Source organism: Streptomyces sp. NPDC057136 (genome assembly GCF_042670885.1).
Lineage (GTDB): Bacteria > Actinomycetota > Actinomycetes > Streptomycetales > Streptomycetaceae > Streptomyces.
Window position 1 is genome coordinate 200,412 of record NZ_JBHUUV010000003.1, and the last position, 26,253, is coordinate 226,664.

Annotated in this window: 9 protein-coding genes; 5 read left to right on the top strand and 4 right to left on the bottom strand. The window is 68.8% G+C overall.

All coding sequences use genetic code 11. The features are described 5' to 3' along the window. The first annotated feature begins 325 nt into the window (after nt 1-325). Nucleotides 326-2,440, top strand: coding sequence for a LamG-like jellyroll fold domain-containing protein (locus tag ACFT7S_RS05345; protein WP_382727237.1), 2,115 nt, complete (start codon nt 326-328; stop codon nt 2,438-2,440). A gap of 137 nt (nt 2,441-2,577) precedes the next feature. Here ACFT7S_RS05345 and bla read toward each other — a convergent pair whose 3' ends face one another. From bla to lat, 4 genes are all read right to left on the bottom strand, one after another. Next, a complete protein-coding gene (gene bla, locus ACFT7S_RS05350; protein WP_382727240.1) occupies nt 2,578-3,561 on the bottom strand; it encodes a class A beta-lactamase in 984 nt (327 codons plus the stop codon). 177 nt (nt 3,562-3,738) lie between these two features. Further along, complete coding sequence (locus ACFT7S_RS05355) at nt 3,739-4,728, bottom strand: 2OG-Fe(II) oxygenase family protein (RefSeq protein WP_382727242.1); 990 nt, start codon at nt 4,726-4,728, stop codon at nt 3,739-3,741. A 26-nt stretch (nt 4,729-4,754) separates the two neighbouring features. Beyond that, nucleotides 4,755-15,947: an amino acid adenylation domain-containing protein gene (locus tag ACFT7S_RS05360; RefSeq protein ID WP_382727245.1), complete on the bottom strand. Its 11,193-nt coding sequence runs from the start codon at nt 15,945-15,947 to the stop codon at nt 4,755-4,757. A 56-nt stretch (nt 15,948-16,003) separates the two neighbouring features. After that, a complete protein-coding gene (gene lat / locus ACFT7S_RS05365; protein WP_382727248.1) occupies nt 16,004-17,392 on the bottom strand; it encodes an L-lysine 6-transaminase in 1,389 nt (462 codons plus the stop codon). Between the two features lie 315 nt (nt 17,393-17,707). Between lat and ACFT7S_RS05370 the strand changes: the two genes are divergently transcribed. The 4 genes from ACFT7S_RS05370 (at nt 17,708) to ACFT7S_RS05385 (ending at nt 26,212) form a co-directional block, all read left to right on the top strand. After that, nucleotides 17,708-18,922 (top strand): aminotransferase class V-fold PLP-dependent enzyme, encoded by a 1,215-nt coding sequence (locus tag ACFT7S_RS05370; protein ID WP_382727251.1) that lies wholly within the window; start codon nt 17,708-17,710, stop codon nt 18,920-18,922. 62 nt (nt 18,923-18,984) lie between these two features. Beyond that, a complete protein-coding gene (locus ACFT7S_RS05375) occupies nt 18,985-20,520 on the top strand; it encodes an aldehyde dehydrogenase family protein (protein ID WP_382727254.1) in 1,536 nt (511 codons plus the stop codon). A gap of 52 nt (nt 20,521-20,572) precedes the next feature. Next, complete coding sequence (locus ACFT7S_RS05380) at nt 20,573-22,033, top strand: MFS transporter (protein ID WP_382727256.1); 1,461 nt, start codon at nt 20,573-20,575, stop codon at nt 22,031-22,033. A 207-nt stretch (nt 22,034-22,240) separates the two neighbouring features. Next, complete coding sequence (locus ACFT7S_RS05385) at nt 22,241-26,212, top strand: SGNH/GDSL hydrolase family protein (RefSeq protein ID WP_382727259.1); 3,972 nt, start codon at nt 22,241-22,243, stop codon at nt 26,210-26,212. Nucleotides 26,213-26,253 lie beyond the last annotated feature (41 nt).

Sequence of the window (26,253 nt, forward strand, 5' to 3'; positions counted from 1 at the left end):
GCCTGGCCTCCTGCCGCACCCGCCAGTAGCTGGTGGAGCCGAGGACTCCCCCACGCTCGTTGGCAAAGAGCCGACCGTCCTCGGCCGTGCCGAGCTGGAACAGGTCACCGAGCCCCCCACCACCCTCTGGTCATCCAACGGCCGGCCGACTCATCGTTCTACCGGAGCTGCTACCCGCTACCAGTGCCTGAGCGAAGGGGAGAAATCCTCGTCTGCGTTGTCAGACATCTCTGTTAGCTTCATGCGGCTCGTGTGATCCGCGAGCTCAAACACTTACAGGGGAGGGACATTGACCAGGTTCGGAAGGACGGTCAGATACAGACGGATGGTGGTGGGGAGCTGCGCGGCGGCGCTGCTGGCCACGTCTGCCGGCACGGCGTATGCGGTGGACAACCTGCCGCCGAAGCAGCCGCTGATCCAGGACCTCCAGTCGGAGGGCAAAGCCTGCGCCACCGGCGACGACACGCCATACGTCCCGGAGTCACCCAGGCTCAGTGCCATGCTGTACGACCCGGAGGAGGACAACCAGCCCTCCGAATCCAGCCCGGTCAAGGGCGAGTTCGAAGCCTGGTGGACGGACGCAGCAGGAGTTGAGCAGCGTCGTACCTACACCACCATCACCTTGTCGTCGGGGGCGCGCTTCTACTGGACGATGCCGGGCGACATCCCGGCGAACACGGTCGTGTCCTGGCACGTCCGCGCGAACGACGGCGAGGCGACCTCCGCATGGAGCGACGAGGGCGACGTCTCGGTCTGTTCCTTCGTGTACGACGACGTGAATCCTGAGAAGGCGACGATCAGCTCCCCCGAATACCCGAATCCGGAGGACGTGTTCTGGGTGGACGGGGTGGGCGTCTACGGCCACTTCACCATGGACTCGCCCTCGGACGACGTGGTGGCGTACACGTACGGCTTCCTGGGCGGCCCGTACGGGACCGTCTCCGCCGAGCGGCCGGGCGCAGCTGTGACCGTTCCGTACCTGCCGCTCACTGCAGGTCCCAAGCAGCTGACGGTCCGCGCGCTCGACCGGGCGGGCCGAGGCAGCGGTAGTTCGTCGTACGACTTCAACGTGCAGAACGGGCGTGCCCCTGTCGCCCGCTGGAAGCTGGACGACCCGGCGGGCTCCCGCACGGCCTCTGCCGAGACGGGCACCGTCGCCCGTGCCGGCACTGGCGTGACCTTCGGCGGCCCGGCGCCCGCGGGCACCGGAACCACCGCCACAGTCGGCCTCGACGGCAGCGGCCACGGCTTCCTCACCACGGACGCCCCGGCCACCGACATCCGCACGTCCTTCGCCGTCAGCGCCTGGGCGCGGCCCGCCGAAACCGGCCGGACCATGACCGTCGCCAGCCAGGACGCGGACGGGAAGCCCGGCTTCGGCCTCGGGCTGCGCAGCCAGGACCCCGGCCCTGTCTGGTCGTTCGCGATCGGGGGCGCACGGGTGTCCGGTGGTACGCCCGAGACGGGCGAGTGGGCCCATCTGCTGGGGCTGTACGACGCGGAGACAGGTCGCGCACAGTTGTACGTCAACGGCCAGGAGGTCGGCACCGCGGCGAAGGCGACTCCAGCGGAGGCGGCCGGCGCGTTCCAGATCGGACGAGCCCGTGGGACTACCGGCTACCGCGACCGGTGGCACGGTGACATCGGCGACGTACGGGTCCACGAGCGGGTCGTGGTACCGGGCGAGGTATCCGAACTGGCACTGCGCAAGCCGAAGCTGCTCGGTCACTGGTCGATGGACGACGCGACGGACGGCGCGAGCCCCGAGCAGTCGGACGGCGCGCCGCTGCGGCTCGGCACGGGAGCCTCGATCTACCGGGGCTCCGACAACTCCTGCATCCCGGAGATCGACCCCGACTGCACCTACGTGCCGCCGCCGCTCGTCGGCGACGGGCATCTGCGCCTGGACGGCGAGACCGGGTACGCCGCTGCCGACGGGCCGGTCGTGGACACCGGCGACAGCTTCACCCTCGGCGTCGTCGTGCGCCTCGCGGACTCCGCGCCGGCCCACCCGATGACCGTGCTCTCGCAGGCCGGCGAGCACACCGACGCGTTCAAGGTGCGCTACGAGCCGTCCACGCACACCTGGCAACTCGTGATGCCGGAGAAGGACGAGGTCGGATCTCCCGAGAAGGTGGTGTCCCGGATCGCGGGCGCGGACGGCGGCGAGGGCCAGGGTCATCGTCTCGCCGTGATCTACGACGACGGGACCGACACGATCAAGCTCTACCTCGACGGCTACACCAACGCTGAAGCGACCGCGAGCCTCCCCAACGGCTGGCACAGCACCGGTGACCTCCAGATCGGCCGGGCCAAAGCCGGTGACGGCTGGGGCGAGTACCTCCACGGCGATGTGGACGAAGTGCAGGCATATTCCGGTGCGCTGCGGGACAGGGACGTATCCAGCCTGGGCTGGGGTACGAATCCCTGCCTGTGCTGATCCGTCCGTGCTGAGTCCAGATGCCTGACCTCCCGACGGCCCGCCGAAACCGAGGCTCCGATCCTGCCGGGGGCACTTCCGGATCAAGTCCCTGACCAGCAGAAATGCCGGTCAGGGACTTTTTTGCGTGGCCGTGGTCAGGACAGGGTGTCCGCGACCACGGATGCCGCCTGTGCGATCAGTCTGTCGTCGTAGCCGGTGTCCGGCTTTCTGCTGTTCGACATGATCGCCACCACGATGGGCGCGGTGTCGGGGGGCCAGACCACGGCGATGTCGTTCCGGACGCCGTAGGTGCTGCCGGCTCCGGCCCGGTTGCCGACCACCCAGTCCTTGGGCATTCCGGCCTTGATGAGGGCGGCGCCTGTCGTGCTGGAGCGGAGCCACTTCGCGAGCTGGGTGCGTTCGGGCTTGCCGAGGGTGTCGTCGAGGGCGAAGGAGCGCAAGTCCTCGGCCAGGGCACGTGGGGTGCTCGTGTCCTGGGTGGCGCCCGGGGACCACTCGTTGAGCTGGGTCTCGCGGCGGTTCATCCGGGTGACGTCGTCGCCGATCTCCTCCAGCGCGGCGTCCAGGCCCTCGGGGCCGCCGAGTTGGTCGAGGAGCAGGTTGGCCGCGGTGTTGTCGCCGTACCGTATGGCCGCGTCGCACAGTGCGCCCAGGCTCATCCCGGTCTCCACGTGTTTCGCCGTGACCTCGGAGCGGGGGACCAGGTCCTTCCTGGAGTACGTGATGACCCGGTCCATGCCGCTCAGGGAGAACTCGCGCAGGACCGCGCCTGCGGCCAGGGCCTTGAAGGTGGAGGCGTAGGCGAACCGCTCGTTGTCGTTGTAGGACACCTCGCGTCCGGTGCCGGTGTCGATGGCGTAGACGCCGAGCCGGGCGTCGAACTTCTTCTCAAGGGCCCTGAACTCCCGCTTCATTTCCAGGGATTCGCCGGCCAACGGCTTCGCGGCCTCGCTCGGTCCGCCCGGTTCGCTCGGTCCGCCCGGTTCGCTCGTCGCGGTGGACGGGGAGCGGGGCGGGGCCGATGGCGGCGTGCCGCCCTGGCCGCAGGCCGTCAGCGGGGCGAGTGCGAGGGCGGTGAGCGCACCGATAACGGCGCGCCGGGCACGGGATTGCTGCATGGTCCAAACCTCCGGGCCCGCGCACGCAGGGCGCACACGATGGAGTCATGATCGGGACCATCCTTGCCTGGGGTACCGATGTGGTCAAACACCCTCATGTTCGGCCCTGTCCCGGACGGCGCGACGGCCCGCCGGTGAATCCGGCGGGCCGTCGCGGGAGCTCTCGGGAGATCACCCTCAGGTCTGGCCGTTCTTGACGATCAGCGACCGCAGACCCTGCTGGAGGTACTCACCGTACGAGATGGCCGGGTTCGTCTTCCTGTCCTGCGCGCCCTCGGGCCAGAAGGGTTCGATCACGCTGTTGTGCCCCGCGTTGAGGAAGAAGGGCAGGGACAGCCGTTCCGCGTTGACGAACTTCACGCGATGGTTCGGGGCCGGGAAGTAGTCGTTGGTGATGTGCCCCATGTACGTACCGCAGTTCACCAGGAAGTTGTCCTGGGACGTCGGCAGGTCCTGCCAGCCGTCGACCGTCTCGACCTGGAGGTTCTGCACCTGGGTCTGGTAGAGCACGGTGATCATCGAGACGTCCAGATGGTCCTCGAAGCTCAGCTTCATGCCGTCCGGACCGGTCTTCACCGGCGGGTAGTCCTCCAGACAGGGGTAGCGGATCATCGACACGGAGGACAGCGTGTCCTCCTTCGCGAGCCCCGCGTCGAAGAAGTTCTCGGGCTTTCCGAGAGCGAGCGCGAGCCCCCGCATGATCACCGTGGAGAGCTGGAGCATCTCGGCGAAGTACTTCTCGCCGAAGGGGCGGAACCTCGGGTGCCGGTCCTCGTCCGGCCAGAGGTTCACCTCGTGCATCGGGGTCCCCGACCTGATCATCGGGTGGTCCTCGCCGAACAGCGGGTTCAGGTAGCAGAAGGACTCGACCGCCTTCTTGCCCTTGATCGCCTTGTAGTAGCCGTTGCGTACGTGCGGGTTGTCCTTGTTGTACGCGTTGATCGCCAGGTCGTGCTTCTCCTGGTCGGTCATGGTCCGGTGGAACTCGTTGACCACGTCCTGGAGCAGCTGTACGTCCACTCCGTGGTGGGACGCGTAGAAGAATCCGGACCCCCGGCACGCCTTGTTGATCTGCTGGGCGACGTGCTTCTTGGCGTCCGCGTCGTCGCCGAACAGCGGCGAAATGTCGATGGTCGGAACTTCGGCTGACGGCATCAGAACTGGCATGAAACCCTCCGTGGACTCTGTGGACTCTAGAGAAGGCATTGCGAGATGCGTTCACACATGCCGGCGACCAGGCGGTCGTTGCGTACCCACGAATGGTGGGTCTCTCCGCGGAGCGGATGGATCTCGATCGACTCGGCGGGCAGCAGAGTGTCCAGGCTGTTGTACGGCGACCGCTGGTAGTACTCGAACAGCCGGCGCTGTTCGTCGTCGCGGACTATTTCGTTGAGCTCGTCCGCCTTGAACATCAGCAGTTTTCCGGTGCGTTGGCCCAGCCGGGTCAGATCCTCCCGGCTCGGCGCGTAGTGGTAGTTGATCGGGTCGAGGATGTCCTCGACCTCGGGGAGCCCGATATCGGCCGATGCCTGCCGCACATTGAAGTACGGGTCGATGAGGAGCAGGTTGTCGATCTTTTCGCCGGCGCGTGTCAGTTGCAGCGACACCTCCAGCGAGAGGACTCCCCCGAAGCTCCAGCCGAGGAGGCTGTAGGGGCCGGACGGCTGGAGTTCCCGGATGTGCTCCTGGTAGTAGCGGGCCAGGTCCTCGAACGAGGCCATGGGCGCGTGCAGATGGATGTTGTTGAAGAGCACGAGCCGGTATCCGGGCAGCCGTTGGGCGATGTTGCTCAGGTAGCTCTCGGCCCCGCCCTCGCCGGGCGGGAAGACGAAGAGGGTGCGTTCCGCGCTCTCCTCGTTGACGAGGATGTACGGGTCGAAGGCGCCCTCGGGTGCTGTCGGCCGGTCCGTCCGCGCGCGGCCCGTCCCGGTGCGTGCCACGGTCGCCGTGTGGGCGGCCAGCTCTTCGAGAGCCGACTTCAGTTCGCTCGCGAAGAGTTGGGTGGCGGCTTCGTCCAGCCGGCTGTCGACCACCGTCACGAGACGGCCGCCGGTGCACCGCATCGTCACGTCGACGCCGAACTGGTCCGCTCCCCGGTTCCGCTCGGCGATGTGGCTGCCGCACATCGCCGAGTCGAGCTGCCAGCCCGCGGCCCGGTCCTGCGCCTGCTCCCCGTCGTCGGAAAGCCGGCCCAGATAGTTGAAGCTGACCGCCGGGAGGGGCGCCCGCTCACCGCCGTACCGGCCGAAGAGGGCTCCGTAGCCGATGCCGTGGTGCGGCACCCGCCGGAAGGCGTCCTTCGTGCCCAGGATGCTGCGGCCGAGGTCCTGCGGGTCCGCCTCGACGGCCAGGGGGTACATCGTCGTGAACCATCCGACGGTGTCCCGGACGTCGGGTGCTCCCTCGAAGCGTTCGCGGCCGTGGCCCTCGACCGTGACGTAGTTCGTCGCAAGTCCCGTGACCGACCGCAGCGCGAGACCGGTCGCGGTCAGCAGCAGGTCGTTCATGGTGGTGTCGTACGCCCAGTGGCTCTCGGTGAGCAGGGTCCGGGTGTCCGACGCGTCGAGCGCGAACTCCGCACGGCGCGTCTCCGCGTCGCACGACGGCGCGGTCAGCTCGCCGTCGGGCGCCGAGGCCATGCCCCGGGTGATCTCCGCCCAGAGCTGTCGCTCGTCCTCGCCGGGGACGTAGCCGCGCAGCGCCCGGGCCCACTGCCGGTAGCTGCTCGTCTTCTCCTCCAGCTCACCGTCGTGGTACAGGATCTCCAGGTCCTGCGCGAGGATGTGCCAGCTGACGGTGTCGACGATCAGGTGGTGCAGGGCGAACCAGACGCGCGCCGAGCCGTCCTCGAACCCGTGGAGGTACGCCGCACAGTGGGTCGGGCCGTCCGCCAGGTCGAACCCGCTCTGCCACTCGGCAAGTCGGCTGCTGATCTCCTCGGCCCGCAGGTGGGACACGTCGAGCTCGTGCAGGACGGTGTCCGGGCTGCCGCCGTACGTCTGGGTGACGTCCGCTCCGCCGGTTCCGGTGTAGCGCAGGCTGAAGGCGTCGTGGTGTCCGACGAGCCGGGTCATGGCCCCGCGGAGTTTCGCCACGTCGAGCGGCGGGGTCTTGACGGCGAAGTTGTGGTTCCACCAGTCGCGTTCGGCCAGTGGCTTCGCGAAGAACCATTCCTGGATGGGCAGCAGCGGACAGTCGCCGCTCAGCCGGCCTTGCTCGGGCGCTTCCCCCTCGTCCCCGTCCGCGCCCCGCACGGCTTCGGGGCGGGACAGTACGTTGTCGACAAGTCGGCGTACGGTCGGGAAGTCGAAGATGTCCTTGACGCCGACCTTGCGGCCGGACTCCCGCTGCACCTGGCTCGCCAGGTGCAGGGCACTGATGCTGTCGCCGCCCGAACGGAAGAAGTCGTCGTCGATGCCCACCGAGCCGACGGGCAGCTGCGCGGACCACAGCTGGCACAGCCGCGCCTCCGTGCGGTTGCGCGGAGGGGCGTAGGCCGCCCGTTTCACGGAGAGGCCCGGCTGCGGCAGGGCCTTGGTGTCGAGCTTCCCGTTGATGGTCATCGGCAGCGGCCCGTCGAGCCGCACCAGCAGCGCCGGCACCATGCCCGGCATGAGCTGGGCCCTCAGGGTGGCGAAGATCCCGTCCTCGTCGACGCTCGCGTCGGCGTCCGCCACGTAGTAGCCGACCAGTCGCCTGCTGCCCGGGGTGCGCTCGTCGGCCGTGACGACGACGGCGCACTCGCGGACGTCCGGACAGGTGGCCAGGACCGCTTCCACCTCACCGAGTTCGATGCGCAGTCCGTTGATCTTGACCTGGGCGTCGTTGCGTCCGACGTACTGGATCTCGCCGTCCCGGGTGCGCCGGACGAGGTCACCGGTGCGGTAGATGACCGGACATCGGCCGTCCTCGCGCTCGGCCTCGCTGCGGAACGGGTTCGGCAGGAAGCGCTCCCGCGTCAGCTCCGGCCTGTTCAGGTACCCGTGCGTGACGCATTCGCCCGCGACGTACAGCTCCCCGACCGCACCGGCGGGCAGCAGCTCCATCGCCTCGCCGAGCACGTACAGCCGGGTGTTTCCGAGCGGCCCGCCGAAGGTGTTGCGATAGCTCTCGCCCGGCTCGAAGCGCCGGTTCGTGTTGTAGACCGCCGTCTCCGTGGTCCCGTAGGCGTTGACGATCGGCCCGGCGTACTCCCGCCGGATCTTCTCGAAGTGGCTCTCGTGGAACGCCTCCCCCGCGACCAGGACGCACCGCAACCGCGTCAGACGCGCGAGGTCGAACTGCTGGATCTGGGTCGGCGTACCGCTCAGATACGTCAGTCCGGCACGGTTCGCGTACGCGTAGAAGCCGTCGTCGTGGGCGGGCGAGGGCGGCGGGACGATGAGCTTGTGACCGGCCAGGACCGAGAGCGCGAGCTGCTCGACGGAGAAGTCGAAGACGTAGTTCGCGAGGAACAGGACGCCGTGACGTGCTGCGTCGGGTGACGCTTCGGGGGTCCCGAAGTAGCGCCCGTTCAGCTGCTCACGGAAGCTGTCCACCGCGCGGTGCGGAACGAGTACGGCCTTGGGCTTCCCGGTGGTCCCCGAGGTGTAGATCGCGTACGCGACGTCCTCGGCGGTCACCGGCGTGACCGGGTTCTCGGCCGACCGGTAGCCCATCGGCAGCCGGTCGATGTCCACCACCTGCGTACCCGCCGCGGCAGGCAGGGCGCGCAGCCGCTCGCTGTGGGCCTCGTTGGTCACGACCAGCCGGGCGCCGGTGTCCTGGAGCATGAACGCGATCCGGTCGTCGGGATAGCCCGGGTCGATCGGCACGTACGCCGCCCCGGCCTTCCACACCGCGAGGATCGCCGTGATCGTCAGCTCGCTCTTGTCGAGCACCAGGCCGACCAGATCGTTCGGCCGCAGCTCGACGACCGACCGCAGATAGTGGGCCAGCCGGTTCGCCCGCTCGTTGAGCCGGCGGTAGGTCAGCGCCGTATCGCCGCACACGACCGCGTCCTCGTCGGGGCGGGCCGCCGCCATCTCCTCGAACACCGCGTGGAGTGCCCGCGCGGGGAGTGGTGCGGGGAGCGCCCGCGCGGTGCTGCCGTCAGCCGCCAGCAGGGCCGCCCGGTCCGTTTCGTCGAGGCGGGTGACGTCGGCCAGCCTGGCGCGGGTCCCGAGGGAGGACAGCCGGGCGAACTCCGTCAGGATCTGCTGGAAGGTGGTGATGAAGCCGGCGGCGCTCGCGTCGTCGAAGAGCGAGGCGGCATAGGTCAGGTTCCCGGCCAGGCCGCCCCCGGTTTCGGTGAGGGTGGCCGAGAGGTCGAACTTGGTGGCCGTCCAGCCGCCGCCGTCCGGTGTGTACGCGACCGGTGCCGGGGGCTCGTCCGCCGCCGCCGGGGTGCCGTCGGCGCGGTCCGTGACGTTCTGGAGGGTGAAGTTGATCTGGAGGACGGGGTGGCGGCTCGGGTCCTTCTCGGGGTCGAGCTCCTTCACCAGCTGCTCGAACGGCAGCTCGCCGTGCACCTGCGCCGCGACGACGTTCCCGCCGACCGCGTGGACGTATTCCGTGAGTGTGGCCTCCGGGTCGATCCGGACGCGCAGGGCGAGGAGGTTGGCGAAGAAGCCGATCGTGCGGTCGAACTCCGGGCGCCCCCGGTTGGCGGAGGGCGTTCCCACGACGAAGTCGTGCTGTCCGGTGTACGTGTGGAGCATGAGGCCCCAGGCGCCGAGCAGCACGCTGTACAGGCTCACCCTCGCCGACTGGGCCAGGGCCTTCAGCGCCTCGGTGGTCGGCTCGTCGAGGGCGAACTCGATCTCCCGGCCGCGGTAGTCGAAGCGGGGCGGGCGCGGCCTGTCCAGCGGCAGCCTGGTCGTCTCGAAGCCGGCCAGCGCGTCCGTCCAGAACGCGGTCAGCTCCGAGAGCCGCCCGCCGCTCAGGTACTGGCGCTGCCACACGGCGAAGTCCGCGTAGGTGCCGCGGATCGTGCCGAGTTCCGTGCCGGGCACGCCCCGGAGGAGGGCCGTCAGCTCCCGGCGGAAGGTGTTCCAGGACCAGCCGTCGAAGCAGCTGTGGTGCAGGACGAGGCTCAGATACACCCCGTCGCGGTCCGTGGCGAGCTCGAACAGGTCGGCCCGGAGCGGCAGTTCCTCGTCCAGACGGAACACGTAACCCTGGGTCCCGACCAGTCGCTCGTCGAGCTCCGTGGTGCTGCCCACCGTGTGCACGGCCGGGTGGAACAGGGCCGACGCCTCGTCCTCCGGCAGCGTGAACTGCCGCCTGACACCGTCGCCGTCCGTCCTGAGCAGGGTGCGCAGGGCGGGATGGCGGCGCAGCAGCGTGCGCAGGGCCTGGTCGATCGTGTCCCGCGAGACGCCACCGCCCGTGGCGATCCGCAGAACGAACGGGATGTTGTACGCGGCGGTGCCGCCCTCGAACTCGTCGATGAACAGCAGCCGTTCCTGCGCGAGCGACACCAGGGGCTCGCCCGCCCCTTCGGCGGCGCGCCCGGCGGCCGGTTCGAAGGGCTCGTCGTCGGCCTGTGCGGCCATCTCCTGGATGTGGGCCGCCTGCGCCCCGAGCGTCGTGTGCTGGAGCACGGTGGCGACACCGAGGCCGCGGCCGAAGCTGGTGGTGATGGCCTGGGCGAGCGCCATGGCGCGGATGCTGTCACCGCCGAGTGCGAAGAAGTCCTCGTGCACTCCGATGCGGTCGGGGGCGACGCCGAGCACCGTGGACCAGATACCGCAGAGCTTGGTCTCGATGTCGTTGGACGGGGCGACGTACTCGGTGCTGTCGCCCGGTCCGAAGTCCGTCTCCGGGAGCCGGTGGGTGTCCAGCTTCCCGCTGGGGGTCACGGGGATGTCCGTGATCCGCAGGACGCGGGCGGGGACGATGGCCTCGGGCAGTTTGGCCCGCATCCACTGCTTCACGTCCTGCTCGTCGAGCTCGCGGTCGCAGACGTAGAAGCCGACGAGGTACTTCTGGGCAGCCGCGGAGGCCGTCGCCCCGTGCTCGCGGGCGATCACCAGGGACCGGGTCACTCCCTTGTACGAGGACAGGGCGGCCTCGACCTCGCCGAGCTCGACGCGCTGTCCGCGGATCTTTACCTGGAGGTCGGTGCGGCCCAGGCACTCCAGCTCTCCGTTGGGCAGCCACCGTGCGAGGTCACCCGTCTTGTAGACGCGTGCGTTGGTGCCCGCGGCCTTCTCCTCCGGGGTCCGGAACGGGTTGTCCACGAACCGGTCGGCCGTCAGTTCGTCACGGTTGAGGTATCCGCGGGTGACACCGATGCCGCCGATGTAGAGCTCACCCATGCCGCCGACCGGTACCCGCTGCATCGACTTGTTGAGCACGTAGCACGCGGTGTTCGCCACGGGGTGCCCGATGCTCTTGGTGGCGCGCCGCTCGCCCGGCGCGTACAGCCGCTTGTGGCTCGTGATCGAGATCTCGGTCGGGCCGTAGCCGTTGATGACGGTCTTCCCGAACGTCCCGCGGATCTTGTCGAACACCGGCTCGGTGAAGTCCTCACCGATCGCGTCGATGCGGGTCAGGGACGTCGTGGTCGCGTAGTCGTACAGCGAGAGCACCGACGGCGTGCCGGAGAGGTACGTGACCTGCTCGTCGTTGATGTACGCGTACAGCCGCTCGGTGTCCGTGCGCATGCTGTCGTCGAGGACGACCAGCTTCTGCCCGTTGAGCAGCGCGTCGGTCATCTGCTCGACGAAGTGGTCGAAGACGTAGTTGGAGAACGAGAGGAGTGCCTCGTCCCCCTTCTCCTTCGCCAGGCCGAACAGCTTGGCCACGGAGACCTGGAGGTTGACGACACCCCGGTGCTCGACCAGTACGGCCTTCGGCTTGCCGGTGGTGCCCGAGGTGTAGATCGCGTACGCCAGGTCGGTGCTGGTGACCGCGGTGACCGGCTTGTGGGCCGGCTGGTCGTCCAGTGGCAGTTGCTCGATGTCCAGGACCTGGAGCCCGGCCCCGGCGGACACGGTGCGCAGCCGCTCACCGTAGATCTCGTTGGTCACCACGGCGCGGGCCGTGGTGTCCTGGAGCATGAACGCGATCCGGTCGTCGGGGTAGCTCGGGTCGATCGGCACGTACGCCGCCCCGGCCTTCCACACCGCGAGGATCGCCGTGATCATCAACTCGCTCTTGTCGACCACCAGGCCGACCAGGTCGTTCGGCTTGAGCTCGACGACCGACCGCAGATGGTGGGCCAGCCGGTTCGCCCGCTCGTCCAGCTCCCGGTAGGTCAGGCGGCGGTCGCGGTAGACGACCGCGTCCTCGTCGGGCCAGACCGCCGCCATCTCCTCGAAGACCCCGTGGAGGGTCTGTCCGGCGGGGAAGGCGGTCTCGGTGCGGTTCCACTCGTCGAAGCGCTCGATCATCCCCGGTGAGACCAGTTCAAGGCTTTCGACAGGCTGCGCGATTTCGGCCGCGACCTGCTGGAACAGGGTGTCCGTGGCGTCGAGCAGCGTGTCGATGGTGGAGTCCTCGAACAGCTCGCCCGCGTACCAGAGGGTGACCGTCAGCTCGTCGTCCTCCTCGCGTGCCACGACGGCCAGCGGGTAGTCGACCTTGTCGGCGTCGTACCCCTTCTCGAAGCGGAGGAGTTCGTCGTGCTCCTCCGCCTCCTCCAGGAGCCGCGGGTAGTTCTCCAGCACGAGCAGCGTGTCGAAGAGCCGGCGCTTCATTCCGCCGGTCTGGAGGCGGCCCAGCTCCACCGTGCTCTTGCTGTTCATGGTGTTCACGGCGGCCTGGATGTCGCTGATCGCGGCGCCGACGGTCTTGTCCGCCTGGTCGTCGTGGTCGACGATCAGCGGCAGCGTGTTGATGAACAGGCCGACCGAGTCCTCGATGGCGTCGACGTGCAGATTGCGCCCGGAGACGATCGTCCCGACCACCGTGGTGTTCCCACCGCCGATGGCGTACAGCACCTTGTGCCAGACGAACTGGAGCACCGAGTGCAGGGTGACGGAGTTCGCCGCGCACCGTGCCTTGAGCTCGGCGGTCAGGTCGGCGCCGAGTCCCAGCTTCTTGGTCCGGTGCTCACGGATATGGTCGTAGTCGCTGAGTGCGACCTGGTAGCGGATCTCCTCCTTGAGCAGTCCGCCGAAGTCACCGCGCTCGTCGATGCGCTCGATCTGCTGGACCCAGTAGTCGACGTGGTCGTCCCGGTGCGCTTCCCATTGCCGCTGCGCCGCCACGTACGCGTGGTCCACGGCCGGTTCGGCCCCCGTGCCCCGGATCAGGCGGAGGTAGGTGCGGTGCACGTCGTCGTGGAGTACGGGCAGGCTCCAGCCGTCCATGATGAGGTGGTGGCAGCTGAAGATCAGCGAGAACAGGTCCTCGCGCTGCTTGACCAGGTAGACACGGAACAGTCGGCCGGCGGCCGGTTCGTACGGCTCGATGCGGTCCCGTTCCTGGAGTTCCCTGATGCGGGCGTCCTGCTCGCCGGGGTCCGCGATCTCGCTCAGGTCGACGAAGCGCCAGTCGAAGGGCTTGTCGTCGTGCTCGATGATCTGGAGCGGTTCCTCGGCCCACTCGAAGCGCAGCCGCAGCGCGGGGTACTTCCGCTGGGCGTCCTGCCACGCTTCCTTCATCTGCTCGGGCTGGATGCGGCACCGGTAGCGGTGCACCGACTGCATGACGTAGGCGTCGTCGCCGTTGCGGCTCTTCAGTGCGTGGTAGAGCAGGCCCTGCTGGAGGCCGTTGGCGCGGAGCCGCAGGGATTCGCCCTCGCTCAGGGCCTCCTCGACGGCCCCCTGTGCTTCCGGTCGCGGCCCCTGCTCCAGCTGCCGGTCCAGGTGCTGGGCCAGTTCGCCGAGCGTCCTGAGGGTGAACACGTCCTCGACACCGACGAAGACGCCCAGTTGCCGACGCACCCGTGCGATGAGCAGGATGCAGGAGATGCTCTGGCCGCCGAGCCGGAAGAAGTCGTCGCGGTCGCCGATCCGGGCCGCCGGCACTCCGAGGACGGTGCTCCAGATCTCGCGGAGCTCGTCGATGACGCCGCCCGCCGGGTCCGCCGGGCGGCCGGCGGAAGCCGGTGCCGTGCCGGGCCTGGCGGCGTCCACCTCGGGCAGGGCGCGCCAGTCCACCTTGCCGTTGACGTTGACCGGAATGCTGTCGAGGCGGACCATCCGGGCGGGGACCATGATCCGGATCAGCCGCTGTTCGAGGAAGGCCAGCAGCTCGTCCTCGGTCACCTCAGCCGAGGGTTCGGTGAGGTAGTACCCGGCCAGACAGCGGTCGCCGGGGCCGCCGGCCCCTTCACGGGCCACGACGACACACTTGCGTACACCGGGGAACTCGGTCGCCTGTGCCTCGATCTCGCCGGGCTCCACACGGACGCCGTTCAGCTTCAGCTGGAAGTCGCTGCGCCCCATGAACTCGACCTCGCCCGAGGGCAGGAGCCGCGCCAGGTCGCCGGTCTTGTAGATGCGGGCGTTCTGGCCGCCCGCCACCTCCTGCTCGGACCGGAACGGGTTCGGCGTGAACCGCTCCGCCGTCAGGTCGTCCCGGTTGAGATAGCCCGGGGCCACTCCGCGTCCGCCGATGTACAGCTCTCCGATCGCGCCGATCGGCAGCTGCTTCAGGTTCTGGCTCAGCACGTACCACTTGACGTTGCGGACCGGGCGGCCGATGCTGCGGTCCTTGCGCTCCGTGACACCCGGCGCGAATTCCTTCACGGCTGTGACGAAAGCGGCCTCGGTGAAGGCGTACTCGTTGATGATGTGGCCGGAGAAGTTCTCGCGGAGCCGGCGGAGCCCGGCCGCGGTCAGTTCCTCGCCGACCAGCAGGATCTTCTTGAGACTCGGACATCGACGCAGGTCGAAGTACTGGATCACCGACCCCGTGGCGTTGAGATAGGTGATCCCGTTGTTCTCCAGGAACACGGGGAAGCGGTCCGGGTCCAGCCTGACCCGCTCCGGGACGATCACCAGCGTCTGCGAGTTGATGAGCGCGATCAGGGTCTGGCGCAGATGCGGTTCGAAGACGTACGACGCGAAGAGCGCGACCCGCTCCTCGCCGGGCCGGCGCATGTCGTAGCGCTCGGAGAGGTCCGTGATGCTGTTCACGACACTGTCGTGGTACTTGGGCACGCCCTTCGGCACACCCGTCGTGCCGGAGGTGTACGTCAGATAGGCGAGGTCCCCGCTTCCGAGGGGAAGGTGCGGGTTGTCGAGCACTGCGCTCCCCGCCCCGGCCTGCTCGGCCAGTACGGTTTCGACCTCGATGATGCGCACCTCGGCGTGCTCGGAGCCGAGCATCTCCCGGAGCCGTGCCGCGTGCCGCTGGTTGGTGACGATGCCGGAGAGCCCCGTGTCGCGTACGGCGAACCTGACGCGCTCCGCCGGGTAGCCGGGGTCGATGGGTACGTAGGCGGCGCCGGACTTCCAGATGCCCAGGGTGGCGACGACGCCCAGGTCGCTCTTGTCGAGGTACAGCCCGACCAGTTCCTCCGGCCGGACCCCGGCCCCGGGTCCCAGCAGCCAGTGCGCGAACTGGTTGGAGCGCTCGTTGACCTCGCGATACGTCAGCCTGGTGTCACCGAAGACGACGGCCTCGCGGTCCGGCGACCGCAGGACGGCGTCCTCGAAGAGGTGGTTAAGCCGCTTGCCCTGGGGGAAGTCGCCGTCGGTGGCGTTCCACGCGCGGATCTGCTCCCGCTGCTCCCGCGACACCAGCTCGATGTCGGCGACGAGCAGGGCGGGACGGCTGAGGAACTGGCCGAGTACCTCGCGTACGACATCGAGCACACCGGCGATCGTCCGGTCCTCGAACAGCTCGCCCGCGTACGCGATCGTCCAGCTCAGAGACCCGCCGGTGTCCCGGACGACCATGGTGAGCGGGGACGACGGCAGTTCGGCCAGGGGCACCTCGTGGTCAGCGAGCACGAGCAGCGCGTCGAAGAGTCCGCGCTGGAGCAACTCGTCCGGGGTCGCATACGAGTCATCGCTGCGGAGCGCTTCGTCGATTTCCCGCACCGCGTCGAGGCAGGTGAGCCCCGACTGGGCCACGTGGTCGATTATGACGGGAAGAATGCGGGAGTGTTGCAGCTTCCGTGTCGCGGTGGCGTCGACGAATCCGGCGACCGTCCGGTTTCCGTGGCCGTACGCGCGCATCACGCTGTGGAGCGTGACGAGCGCGAACGCACCGACCGACACACCGTCGTGGCCGGCCAGTGCGTTCTTCAGCGTCGTGTAGTCCTGTCCGCCGATGGACAGTTCCCGGTATTCCGTCGCGCGAATACCGGGGTCGTCGTCCCGTACCGCGATCTTGTTGCGCCACTCGTCCTTGAGCAGCATCTCCAGATCGCAGCGCTCGCCCGATACTCCATCGATGCGAGCAAACCACTCCGCGGCGGTCGTCGGGAACCGTGCTGACGTCATGGGTGGGATCTCCGTCTTTTGTCGTTGCGGCAGCAGGTCGGACTACACGTGGTGCGTCAGCTGGTGGGCGGTACGACGCTGAGCGCCAGCGCCTCCAGGGCCTGGTCAATCTCGCTCTCGGTGATCGTCAGCGGCGGGCGGAACCGCAGGCTGCGGTCGCCGCACGGCAGGGCGATCACCTGGTGCTCCTGGTACATCCGGCGCAGGACGTCGTCACGGAACCGGGTGTCGGGCAGGTCGACCGCGCGCATCAGACCGCGGCCCCGGGCGTTGGTCACGACGTCGGAGTGCTTGACGGCGAGGGCTTCGAGGCCGTCGCCGAGGTAGGTGCCGAGCCGGCCCACGGTCTCGAAGAGACGCGTCCGCTCGATCGTCTCGAGTATCCGGGTGGCACGGACCATGTCGGCGAGGTTGCCGCCCCAGGTCGAGCTGATCCGGGACGAGACGGCGAAAACGTTGTCAGTGACCTCGTCGATCCGGCCGCCGCCCATCACACCGCAGACCTGTGTCTTCTTGCCGAAGGCCACCAGGTCGGGTGTCAGGCCCAGTTGCTGGTAGGCCCAGGCGGTGCCCGTGATTCCGCAGCCGCTCTGGACCTCGTCGAGTACGAAGAGGGCGTCGTACCGGCGACAGAGCCGCTCCATCGACTGAAGGAAGCCGGCGCTCAGGTGGTTGTCGCCGCCCTCGCCCTGGATGGGTTCGGCGATGAAGCAGGCGATCATCCCGTCGGCTGCGACGAACGCCGCCTCGGCGGCCCTCAGCGCCTGCTGCTCGGCCTCCTCGTTCTCCCGGGCGTGCTCGGCGAGCGGATGCCGGAGCGCGGGCGACGGAATGCGCGGCCAGGAGAACTTGGGGTACCGGGTGGTCTTCGACACCTCGGTGTTCGTCAACGACATGGTGTAGCCACTGCGGCCGTGGAAGGAACGCTCCAGGTGCAGCACCTGGAGACCGTTGACGGCGTCGTCGTCGAGACCCAGCTTCTGTGCCTTCCAGTCGAAGGCGGCCTTGAGCGCGTTCTCGACGGCCAGCGCCCCGCCGTCCACGAAGAACAGGTGCGGAAGTGCCGGATCTCCGAGCACCCGGGCGAACGTCCTGACGAACTCGGCGTACGGAATCGTGTACAGATCCGGGTTCGAGGGCTTGTTCACGGCGGCGGCGGCGAGCTCCCGCATGAACGTCTCGTCGTCCGCGATGCAGGAAGGGTTCATACCGAGCGGCGCGGACGCAAAGAAGGAGAAGAGATCGAGATAGCGATTTCCGGTGACACCGTCGACGAGCCAGGTTCCCGAACTCTCCGACAAATCGAGAACGAATCCGTAGCCATCCACAAGAACGTGCGGCTCAAGCGCGCGATGCACGTCTCCGGCCTTCAAGGACGCTTTCTCAGGAATTCCGTGACCGGTAATTCCTTCTTGTTCACCCGTTGTTGACGTTGCCACAGACATTGCGTCTCCCAGTGTCGTCCTCGGTGAAACCGGAGAGGCGTATCCGCGGCGCACTCCCAGGTCAGCGCACCAGTTCTAGGACCAGAAACTCTTGACGCTCTCTTCTGCAGCTCTTGTCGTCCTCTTTCGGACGAGTGCTGTCCTATAAGGAACAGTGGCGAAGAAGAGGTATGGACAGAACCGGAATGATGTCTACACTGACGTGGCCCGCCTGCAGCGTGTAACGCGTGAAAACATTTCGGATCGGCTCGGGATATGTCGGCAGGCCCCTGTTCTGTCTTATGTGTCCGTTGTCTAGGGGCGGGAGAACACCACATGGCCGATACGGACTGGGCCGGTGCCCGTGAGCAGATGCTGCTCGACCCCACCGTCGTCAACCTGAACACCGGCTCCGGCGGGCCGTTGCCCCGTCGCGTCTTCGAGCGCGTCACCGCTCTGCGCAGCCGGCTCGCCCACGAGCCGATGGACTTCCTGCTGCGCGACGTCCCCCCGCTGCTGTGGCGGGCCCGCGAGTCCCTGGCGGCCTTCGTCGGCAGCGAGCCGCACCGCCTGGCCCTCACCACCAATGTGACCGCGGCCGTCAATCTGGTGGCGTCCTCGCTGCGGCCGGCCGCGCCGGGCGAAATCCTGATGAGCGACCACGAGTACGCGCCGATGCGGTGGTGCTGGGAGCGCGTGGCCCGGGAACAGGGGCTGACCGTACGGACGTTCCGGCTGCCGGACATGCCGGGCGACCCCCAGGAGATCGTCGACGCCGCGGTCGCCGCGATGAACCCGCGGACCCGGCTGCTCTTCTTCAGCCATGTCGTATCGCCGACGGGGCTGGTGCTGCCGGCCGCGGAACTCTGCGAACAGGCCCGCAGGCGCTCCGTCCTGACCATGATCGACGGCGCCCACGCACCGGCGTTCACCGCGCTCGACCTGGCCGCCCTGCCCTGCGACTTCTACGCGGGAAGTGGCCACAAATGGCTGCTGGCCCCCACCGGCGTCGGCTTCCTGCACATCGGCGCGGGACATGAGGAGACTCTGCGGCCCTCGCAGGTGAGCTGGGCCTACCATCCCCCGGCCGGAAGCGGTCCGCCGGACGAGCGCGACCGGTTCGGCAGCACCCCCCGCCTGCGCAGGCTGGAGTGCGAGGGAACGCGGGACATCTGCCCGTGGCTCACACTGCCGGAGGCCATCGGCTTCCAGGCGGAGCTCGGACACGACAGAATCCGCTCACGTATGCGCGAGATGACGGACTACGCACGCCACCGCCTCACCGGCTGGTACGGACTGGAACCGGCCACACCGGATTCGGCGGACCTGTCCGGCGGGATGGTGGCGTTCCGTCTGCCCGGAGGTACGGACGCGGACGAACTGCGCCGCGGTCTCTGGGAGCGCTTCCGGATCGAGTCGGCGGTGGCCGAGCGGCCGGACGGGCCCCTGATCCGGGTCTCGACGCACTTCTACACCACCGAGGCCGAGATCGATTGCTTGGCGGAGGCGCTGAAGGAGTTGCAGGACCGAGGATCAACACCTCGGAAGTAGTGGAAGCTTCGGGTGCCGGCCGCGAACCGGCCGGGCCCCGGCACGATCGACCAGGAGTCGGCATGGTTACCGCAGTCAGCAGCACCGATGACATACGCGCCCGGGCGGAGAACGCCCTGGCCAGGTGTGGAGTCGAACTCGCCACGGTCAAGGGGGACGCCCTGGCCGCCCGCACACCGGTCACCGGACAGAACCTGTTCGGTCTGCGCGCCGACACCCCGGCGGACATCGACCGGGCCATCGAGGCCGCGCACGCCGCGTTCCTCGACTGGCGGACCACCCCCGCGCCGGTGCGCGGCGCGCTGGTCAAGCGGCTCGGCGAACTGCTCACCGAGCACAAGGAGTACGTGGCCGACCTGGTCACCGTGGAGGCCGGCAAGATCCGCTCCGAAGCACTCGGTGAAGTGCAGGAGATGATCGACATCTGCGACTTCGCGGTGGGCCTGTCCCGCCAGCTCTACGGCCGCACGATGCCGTCCGAGCGCCCCGGTCACCGGCTGATGGAGACCTGGCACCCGCTGGGTGTGGTCGGTGTGATCAGCGCCTTCAACTTCCCGGTCGCCGTGTGGGCGTGGAACGCCGCGGTGGCCCTGGTCTGCGGTGACACCGTGGTCTGGAAGCCGTCCGAGCTGACCCCGCTGACCGCGCTGGCCTGCTCCGCCCTGCTCGACCGCGCGATCGCCGAGACCGGCGCCCCGGCCCACCTCAACCAGGTGGTGCTCGGCGGTGCGGAGGCCGGCACGCAGCTCGTGGACTCGCCGCTGGTACCGCTGGTCAGCGCGACCGGCTCGACCCGGATGGGCCGCGAGGTCGGCCCCCGGGTGGCCGCCAGGTTCGGGCGCACCATCCTTGAGCTCGGCGGCAACAACGCGGCCGTGGTCACCGCATCGGCGGACCTCGATCTCACCCTCAACGCCGCCGTGTTCGCGGCGGCGGGCACCGCCGGCCAGCGGTGCACCACGCTCCGCAGGCTGATCGTGCACGCCGACATCGTGGACACCGTCGTCGAGCGGCTCGCCTCCGCGTACCGCAGGCTTCCGGTCGGCGACCCGTTCCAGGACTCGACCCTGGTCGGGCCGCTGGTGAACGAGGCGGCGCACGCCAGGATGCGTGAGTCCCTCGACCGGGCGGTCCAGGAGGGCGGCACCGTGGTCGTCGGCGGTGAACAGGAGCTGGAGGACGCGGCGCCCGACGCCGGTTACGTACGGCCCGCTCTCGTACGGATGCCCGCGCAGACCGCCGTCGTACGCGAGGAGACCTTCGCACCCATCCTGTACGTCCTCACCTACCGGGACCTCGACGAGGCGATCCGGCTGCACAACGACGTACCGCAGGGGCTGTCGTCCGGGATCTTCACCGCGGACCAGGGCGAGGCCGAGCGGTTCATCGCGGCGGACGGTGCGGACTGCGGCATCGTCAACGTCAACATCGGCACCTCGGGCGCCGAGATCGGCGGGGCGTTCGGCGGCGAGAAGGAGACAGGCGGAGGCCGCGAGTCCGGCTCCGACGCCTGGCGCGCCTATATGCGCCGCGCGACCAACACGGTGAACTACTCGGGCAGGGTGGCGCTGGCGCAGGGGGTGGACTTCTCCCAGTAGACCGGTCGAGACGTACGGCACCGTCCTGGCTGAACGGCTCCTGGGGAGGGACATGCGCGGCAAAACCACCGCGACGTCGACGCTCGCGTTGGCGTGTGCGGCACAGTTCATCGTTCTGTTCGACGTCTCGGTGATCACCGTCGCGCTTCCTTCGATGCAGAAGGAGCTCGGCTTCGACCCGGCGAACCTGCAATGGGTCGTCAGCAGTTACGCCCTGGCGTTCGCCGGGCTGTTGCTGCTGGGCGGACGGCTGGGCGATCTGTACGGGCACCGGCGCGTCTTCCTCGTCGGCCTCTCGGTGTTCGTCGTCGCCGGGACGGTCGGCGGGCTCGCCTCGTCGCCCGCGATGCTGATCGCGGCGCGGGCGGCGAAGGGCGTCGGGGCGGCCGTACTCGCCCCGCTGGCCCTGACCATGGTGACCACCACGTTCCCCGAGGGGCCGCGGCGGACCAGAGCGCTCGCGATCTGGACCGCGGTCAGCCTGGCCGGCGGGGCGTCGGGCAATCTCTTCGGCGGCATCCTGACCGAGTACCTGTCCTGGCGGTCGGTACTGCTGATCAATGTGCCGATCGGGATTCCCCTGCTCCTGCTGGCCGCCCGGCTGCTCAAGGACCGCACCGCTCCGCCGCGACGGGTCCGGCTCGATCTGCCCGGTGCGGTGCTGGCCACGGCGGGTCTTGCCCTGCTCACGCTCGGCATCGCCCAGGCCCGTATCCACGCCTGGACCGACCCAGCCACCGCCCTGCCCCTGGCCGGCGGGGTCGTCGCCCTCGCCGCCTTCGTGGCGGTCGAGAAGTGGTACGCCACCCAACCGCTCGTCCCGCCGGGCCTGTTGAGGCTGCCCGGGGTCGGCTGGGGGAACGTGGGGATGATGCTGGCCGGAGCGGGCTTCCACATCCCGATCTGGTATTTCCTGACCCTCACCATGCAGGGGGTGCTGCACTACAGCGCCGCGCAGACGGGCCTGGGGTTCCTGCCGCACACGGTGGTGATGCTGCTGGTCGGGCTGTTCCTGACCCCGTGGCTGATGCGGTATGTACAGGCCCGTGTCCTGATCGCCTCCGGCGCGCTCGTCGCCGCGGCGGGCTTCCTGTGGCAGAGCGGCATCGGTCCGGACAGCGGATACCTCTCCGGCATACTCGGGCCGGCGGTGGTGATCTCGTTCGGTGGCGGCCTGGTGAGCACCCCCCTGACCCTCACGGTCACCTCCGGGGTCGGGCCCACCGAGGCCGGGGCCGCGTCCGGACTGGTGAACACCTCACGGCAGTTCGGAGGGGCGTTCGGCCTCGCCGTCCTGCTCACCCTCACCACCAGCGGCGCCACGGGCCCGCCCGCCGCGCTCATGGAGAGTTACGGCAACGCGTTCCGGGCCATGGCCGTGATCCTCGTCGCCCTCGCCGCGATCGCTCCCCTGCTTCCCGCCCAGCGCCACCTGACGCGCAAGGGCCAGGGGGCGCCCACGTCGGGCGCGGACACGCGGAACGGAGGAGAGCGGCAGAAGAGCGCCCGGTGACACGATGGCACGGACGAGCCGAATCAGGCGCGGTCGAGATCTGACGATCTCCCGCCCCACGTCAAGGTCTCCGCCCCCAGGGAGTCTGCCTTCGTGTGCCTGCGGGCGCCGGTTCCCGGGTGCGGTCACGCGCCCGGTCCTGGGCGCGAACACCAGGAAAAGGACGGGAAGTTGAGACGCAGCGTATTAAGACATGCGCGTGTTTCGGTGGCCGCTGTCGCCGCTCTTGCGGTGGCCTGCGGTGTCGGGACGACGCAGGCCTTCGCGGACGCAGTGCCCCCGGGAGCGGCGAACGGCTGGTCCTCGCCGACCGCGCCCTCGGCCGACGGGACCGATCCGGGGGTCAAGCCCCGCTCGGTTCCCGCGAAAAAGCGTGCCGAGGTGCTGGGCACGGACTACCGGTCGTCCTCGGACCAGGCGTTCACCACCTCGGGTGACGGCTCGGGCTTCCATGTGATGGTGGCCGACGAGAAGGACGGCTACGGGTGGAAGACCGCCGCCTCGCTGTCCGAGCCGGGCTTCGACACGGACGCGTGGATCGGCAACGCCTGTGTGACCGAATCGGGCCGGTACGCCGCCGTGGCGTACGCCCCCCGTACGTTCACGAACAAGCCCGATCTGATGAGCCGCGGCGCGTTCACCGCCATCGTGGACCTGCGCAGCGGGGACGTACGCAAGCTGCCGTTCCAGGCCACGCTGGCGTACTTCTCCCCGGGCTGCGGTACGGGCGACGACGTGGTGTTCTCCCAGTTCACCGACGAGAACACCTCGAAGAAGAACGAGACCCGGCTCGTCAGGGTCGAGGCCGGCACGGGCACCTCCGCCAAGGCGACGGTGGCCGGTCAGGTCACATCGGCGGTTCCGGTCGGCGGCGCGATCGTCGCCGCGCGCGGCCGGCAGGTCGTGAAGATCAACGGCTCGACGGTGCGGACGGTGGCTCCCACCCACGCCCCGCCGTTCCAGCTGAAGCCGGACGCCGACGGCGGTGTGACCTTCATCGACCGCCTCCCCGGCGGCAAGGCGGGGTCATCGGCCGACGACCAGGCAGCCGTCTCCCGGGTCACCGCGGGAACGCTGCGGACCGCGAACGGCAAGGGCAGGGCCGCCAAGCTCGCTCAGGGCGGACTGAGCCGGTTCGACATCGCGCGCACGCCCTCGGGCGCGGTGTACGTCACCGGTGAGGCACGCAGCAAGGGGGCGCTCCCCGGCGCCGTCCGCAACCCGGGCGGCATCGACAAGGACGCACGGATCTCCAGTCGCGGCGCCGCCGCGGTGACCACCGCGTGGGCCGACGGCAAGGACTCGCGGATCTCGGCGAAGGACGCCGCCTCACCGCGAGCCGCCCGGATCACCCTCAAGGCGCTCGACACGGGTGAGACGGCCGTTCTGAACGCCGCGCCGGGTAACCGGATCGGCGACGAGAAGGCCCAGCGCGCCGCGACCGCGATGAGCCCGGCCCTGGGCGCGGCCCCGAAGTCCGGCGGTGTGTCGACGATGGCCACGCCCATCGACACGGACCGCACGTGCTCGGTGCCGCGGAACGACGTGAAGAAGCAGGCGTTCCAGCCGACCCCGCGGCAGATCGAGTGGGCCGTCGACCAGGCCGTCGTCGGTCAGCTCAACAAGCATGTGACCAGGGCGGCGAACTGGAAGAACACCGGCATGGCGGGGTACGCGCCGCAGTCGATGTTCCCCCTGACGCCCCTGGCGGGCGGCAGCGGTGCCGACTGGCACGTACCGGCGCAGGTGATGCTCGGCATCACCGCGCAGGAGTCGAACATGTGGCAGGCCACCCGGTACGCGGTACCGGGCGTCTCGGCCAACTCGCTGATCGGCAACTTCTACGGCATCGAGTACGCCTCCGACGGCCAGCAGAGCGACCCGTGGCTGATCAACTGGAGCAAGTCCGACTGCGGTTACGGTGTCACGCAGGTCACCGACGGCATGCGGCTCCCCGGCAAGGGCCAGCCCACGAAGACGGTGGCGCAGCAGGAGGCAATCGCGCTCGACTACGCCGCGAACATCGCGGCGGGCGTGAACATCCTGATCGAGAAGTGGAACCAGACGCGCGCCGACGGCCTGATGATCAACGGCGGCGACCCGAAGTACATCGAGAACTGGTTCTTCGCCCTGTGGGCGTACAACAGCGGTTACTACACGCAGGCTTCGTCCGGCACCACCTCCGGCAAGTGGGGCGTGGGGTGGACGAACAACCCGGCGAACCCGCTGTGGAAGGAGAACCGCACCCCGTTCCTGGAGAACTCCGGCGGCGGTGACGACTACAGTCACGCCGCGCACCCGCAGGACTGGCCGTACTCGGAGAAGGTCATCGGCTGGGCGGCCCGGCCGCTCGCGGCCATGTTCAAGCCCGGTGACTTCCAGCCCGGTTACCGTGCCGCGTGGTGGACGTCCACGGCCTACCGCACGACGGCCAAGCCCCCGATCGGCCTGTTCTGCGACTCCAGTAACGACTGCAACCCGTCGAAGATCGGCACGGGCGCGACGAACAACACCGGTGGCGGCCCCTGCCTGCTGCCGGGAGACCCGAGCAGCTCGGACCCGCTGTACCTGAAGTGCTGGTTCCACAAGTCCGTCACGTGGAAGAACTGCACCAGCAGCGCCCAGTGCGGGCACCCGCTCCACCGGTTCGACGACACCTATCCGGAACAGCCGGACGAGAACTCCTACCCGCCGCGGTGTGCGTCCGGGCTGCCCACCGGAACGAAGATCGTTGACGACGTCGCCAACGGCGTCACCCCAGTGGGGTCCACCGGGCGATCGTGCGGCGCGGTGTCCTCGTCGGGGACGTTCAACTTCGACTTCGGCTCCGCCTCGTCCCGGATCGATCTCCATCAGATCGGTGCGGCGCACGGCAACCACTTCTGGTTCACGCACACCAACAAGACCGGGACGACGGATGCCTCCCGGCTGAAGACCACCGGTACCTGGACGCTGGGCACGACGGACCGGGGCTGGATGCGGGTCTGGGCGCACGTGCCCGACCACGGTGCCCATACCCGCCAGGCCGCCTACACGGTGGGCGGTACCAACTCCACCAGCCCGAAGCGGGTGAAGCCCCAGCGGGTGCTGGAGAACAAGTGGGTGTCGCTCGGGGCGTTCAACTTCACCGGCGTGCCGACGGTGGCGCTGTCGAACGTGACGGACGACGGCAAGGGCACGGAGGACGTGGCGTGGGACTCGGTCGGCTTCGAGCCGCTGGGTGCCAAGCCGACCCACCAGGTCGTCTCCATGGGTGACTCGTACTCCTCGGGTGAAGGCGCCTCCGAGAACGGCGGCGACGACTACTACAACGACTCCGACTACTACGACCCGCAGCAGCCGGACACCGAGAACAAGTGCCACCGGTCCAAGTACGCCTGGGCACGTCAGGCCGCCCTGCCCGGCTACACCAAGTCCATCGGGCAGATGGCCGACGACCGCGACAAGATCATGGACTTCCAGTTCATCGCGTGCTCCGGTGCCCGCCACTACAACATCCTGCGCGACGGGCAGAACAGCGAACTGCCGCAGATCCAGCAGGGGTATCTCGACCAGAACACCACGCTGGTCACCCTGTCGATCGGCGGTAACGACGCACGGTTCGCCGACATCATCCAGGAGTGCATCACGGCCGGCACCGTGTGCAACAACAACTCCATCGACGCCGTCAACCCCGACAACGGGAGCAAGACCGGCGGCGAGACCGGTCCGATGGACCAGTGGGCGCCGAAGTGGCTCAACGAGCAGATCCGGCCGCGTCTGACCGGCATGCTCAACGAGCTCCACAAGAAGGCGCCGAACGCGAAGATCGTGCTCATGGGCTACCCGAAGCTCCTTGAGGGCGTCGGGGGTTGTGTCCTCGGTATCGGTACCGAGGAGGCGCCGTGGCTGAACAGCATGGCGGACACGCTGGCCGGCGAGATGCAGGGCGCGGTCGACGACGCCAACCGGCTGTACGCCGCGAAGGCGGTGTTCTCCGACCCGCGCGACGAGTTCGCGGGCAAGGCGATCTGTGGTGATCCGGAGACGGTGCACGGCATCGTGCTGTCCGGTCACGCCAAGGCCGACGCCCGGGACCCGGACTGGCTGCCGGGCAACATCGCACCGTCCATGAAGTCGTTCCACCCGAAGATTCCGGGTGCGCGACTGTACGCCGACAGCCTGCAACACACGCTGTAGGAACGTAAGAGAACGCAAGAACGGGCGGGGACCTGAGTACG

Coding starts and splice junctions, on each gene's coding strand:
- ACFT7S_RS05360 (WP_382727245.1), bottom strand. CDS start 15,947: ATGACGTCAGCACGGTTCCCGACGACCGCCGCGGAGTGGTTTGCTCGC.
- bla (WP_382727240.1), bottom strand. CDS start 3,561: ATGCAGCAATCCCGTGCCCGGCGCGCCGTTATCGGTGCGCTCACCGCC.
- ACFT7S_RS05355 (WP_382727242.1), bottom strand. CDS start 4,728: ATGCCAGTTCTGATGCCGTCAGCCGAAGTTCCGACCATCGACATTTCG.
- ACFT7S_RS05345 (WP_382727237.1), top strand. CDS start 326: ATGGTGGTGGGGAGCTGCGCGGCGGCGCTGCTGGCCACGTCTGCCGGC.
- lat (WP_382727248.1), bottom strand. CDS start 17,392: ATGTCTGTGGCAACGTCAACAACGGGTGAACAAGAAGGAATTACCGGT.
- ACFT7S_RS05370 (WP_382727251.1), top strand. CDS start 17,708: ATGGCCGATACGGACTGGGCCGGTGCCCGTGAGCAGATGCTGCTCGAC.
- ACFT7S_RS05380 (WP_382727256.1), top strand. CDS start 20,573: ATGCGCGGCAAAACCACCGCGACGTCGACGCTCGCGTTGGCGTGTGCG.
- ACFT7S_RS05375 (WP_382727254.1), top strand. CDS start 18,985: ATGGTTACCGCAGTCAGCAGCACCGATGACATACGCGCCCGGGCGGAG.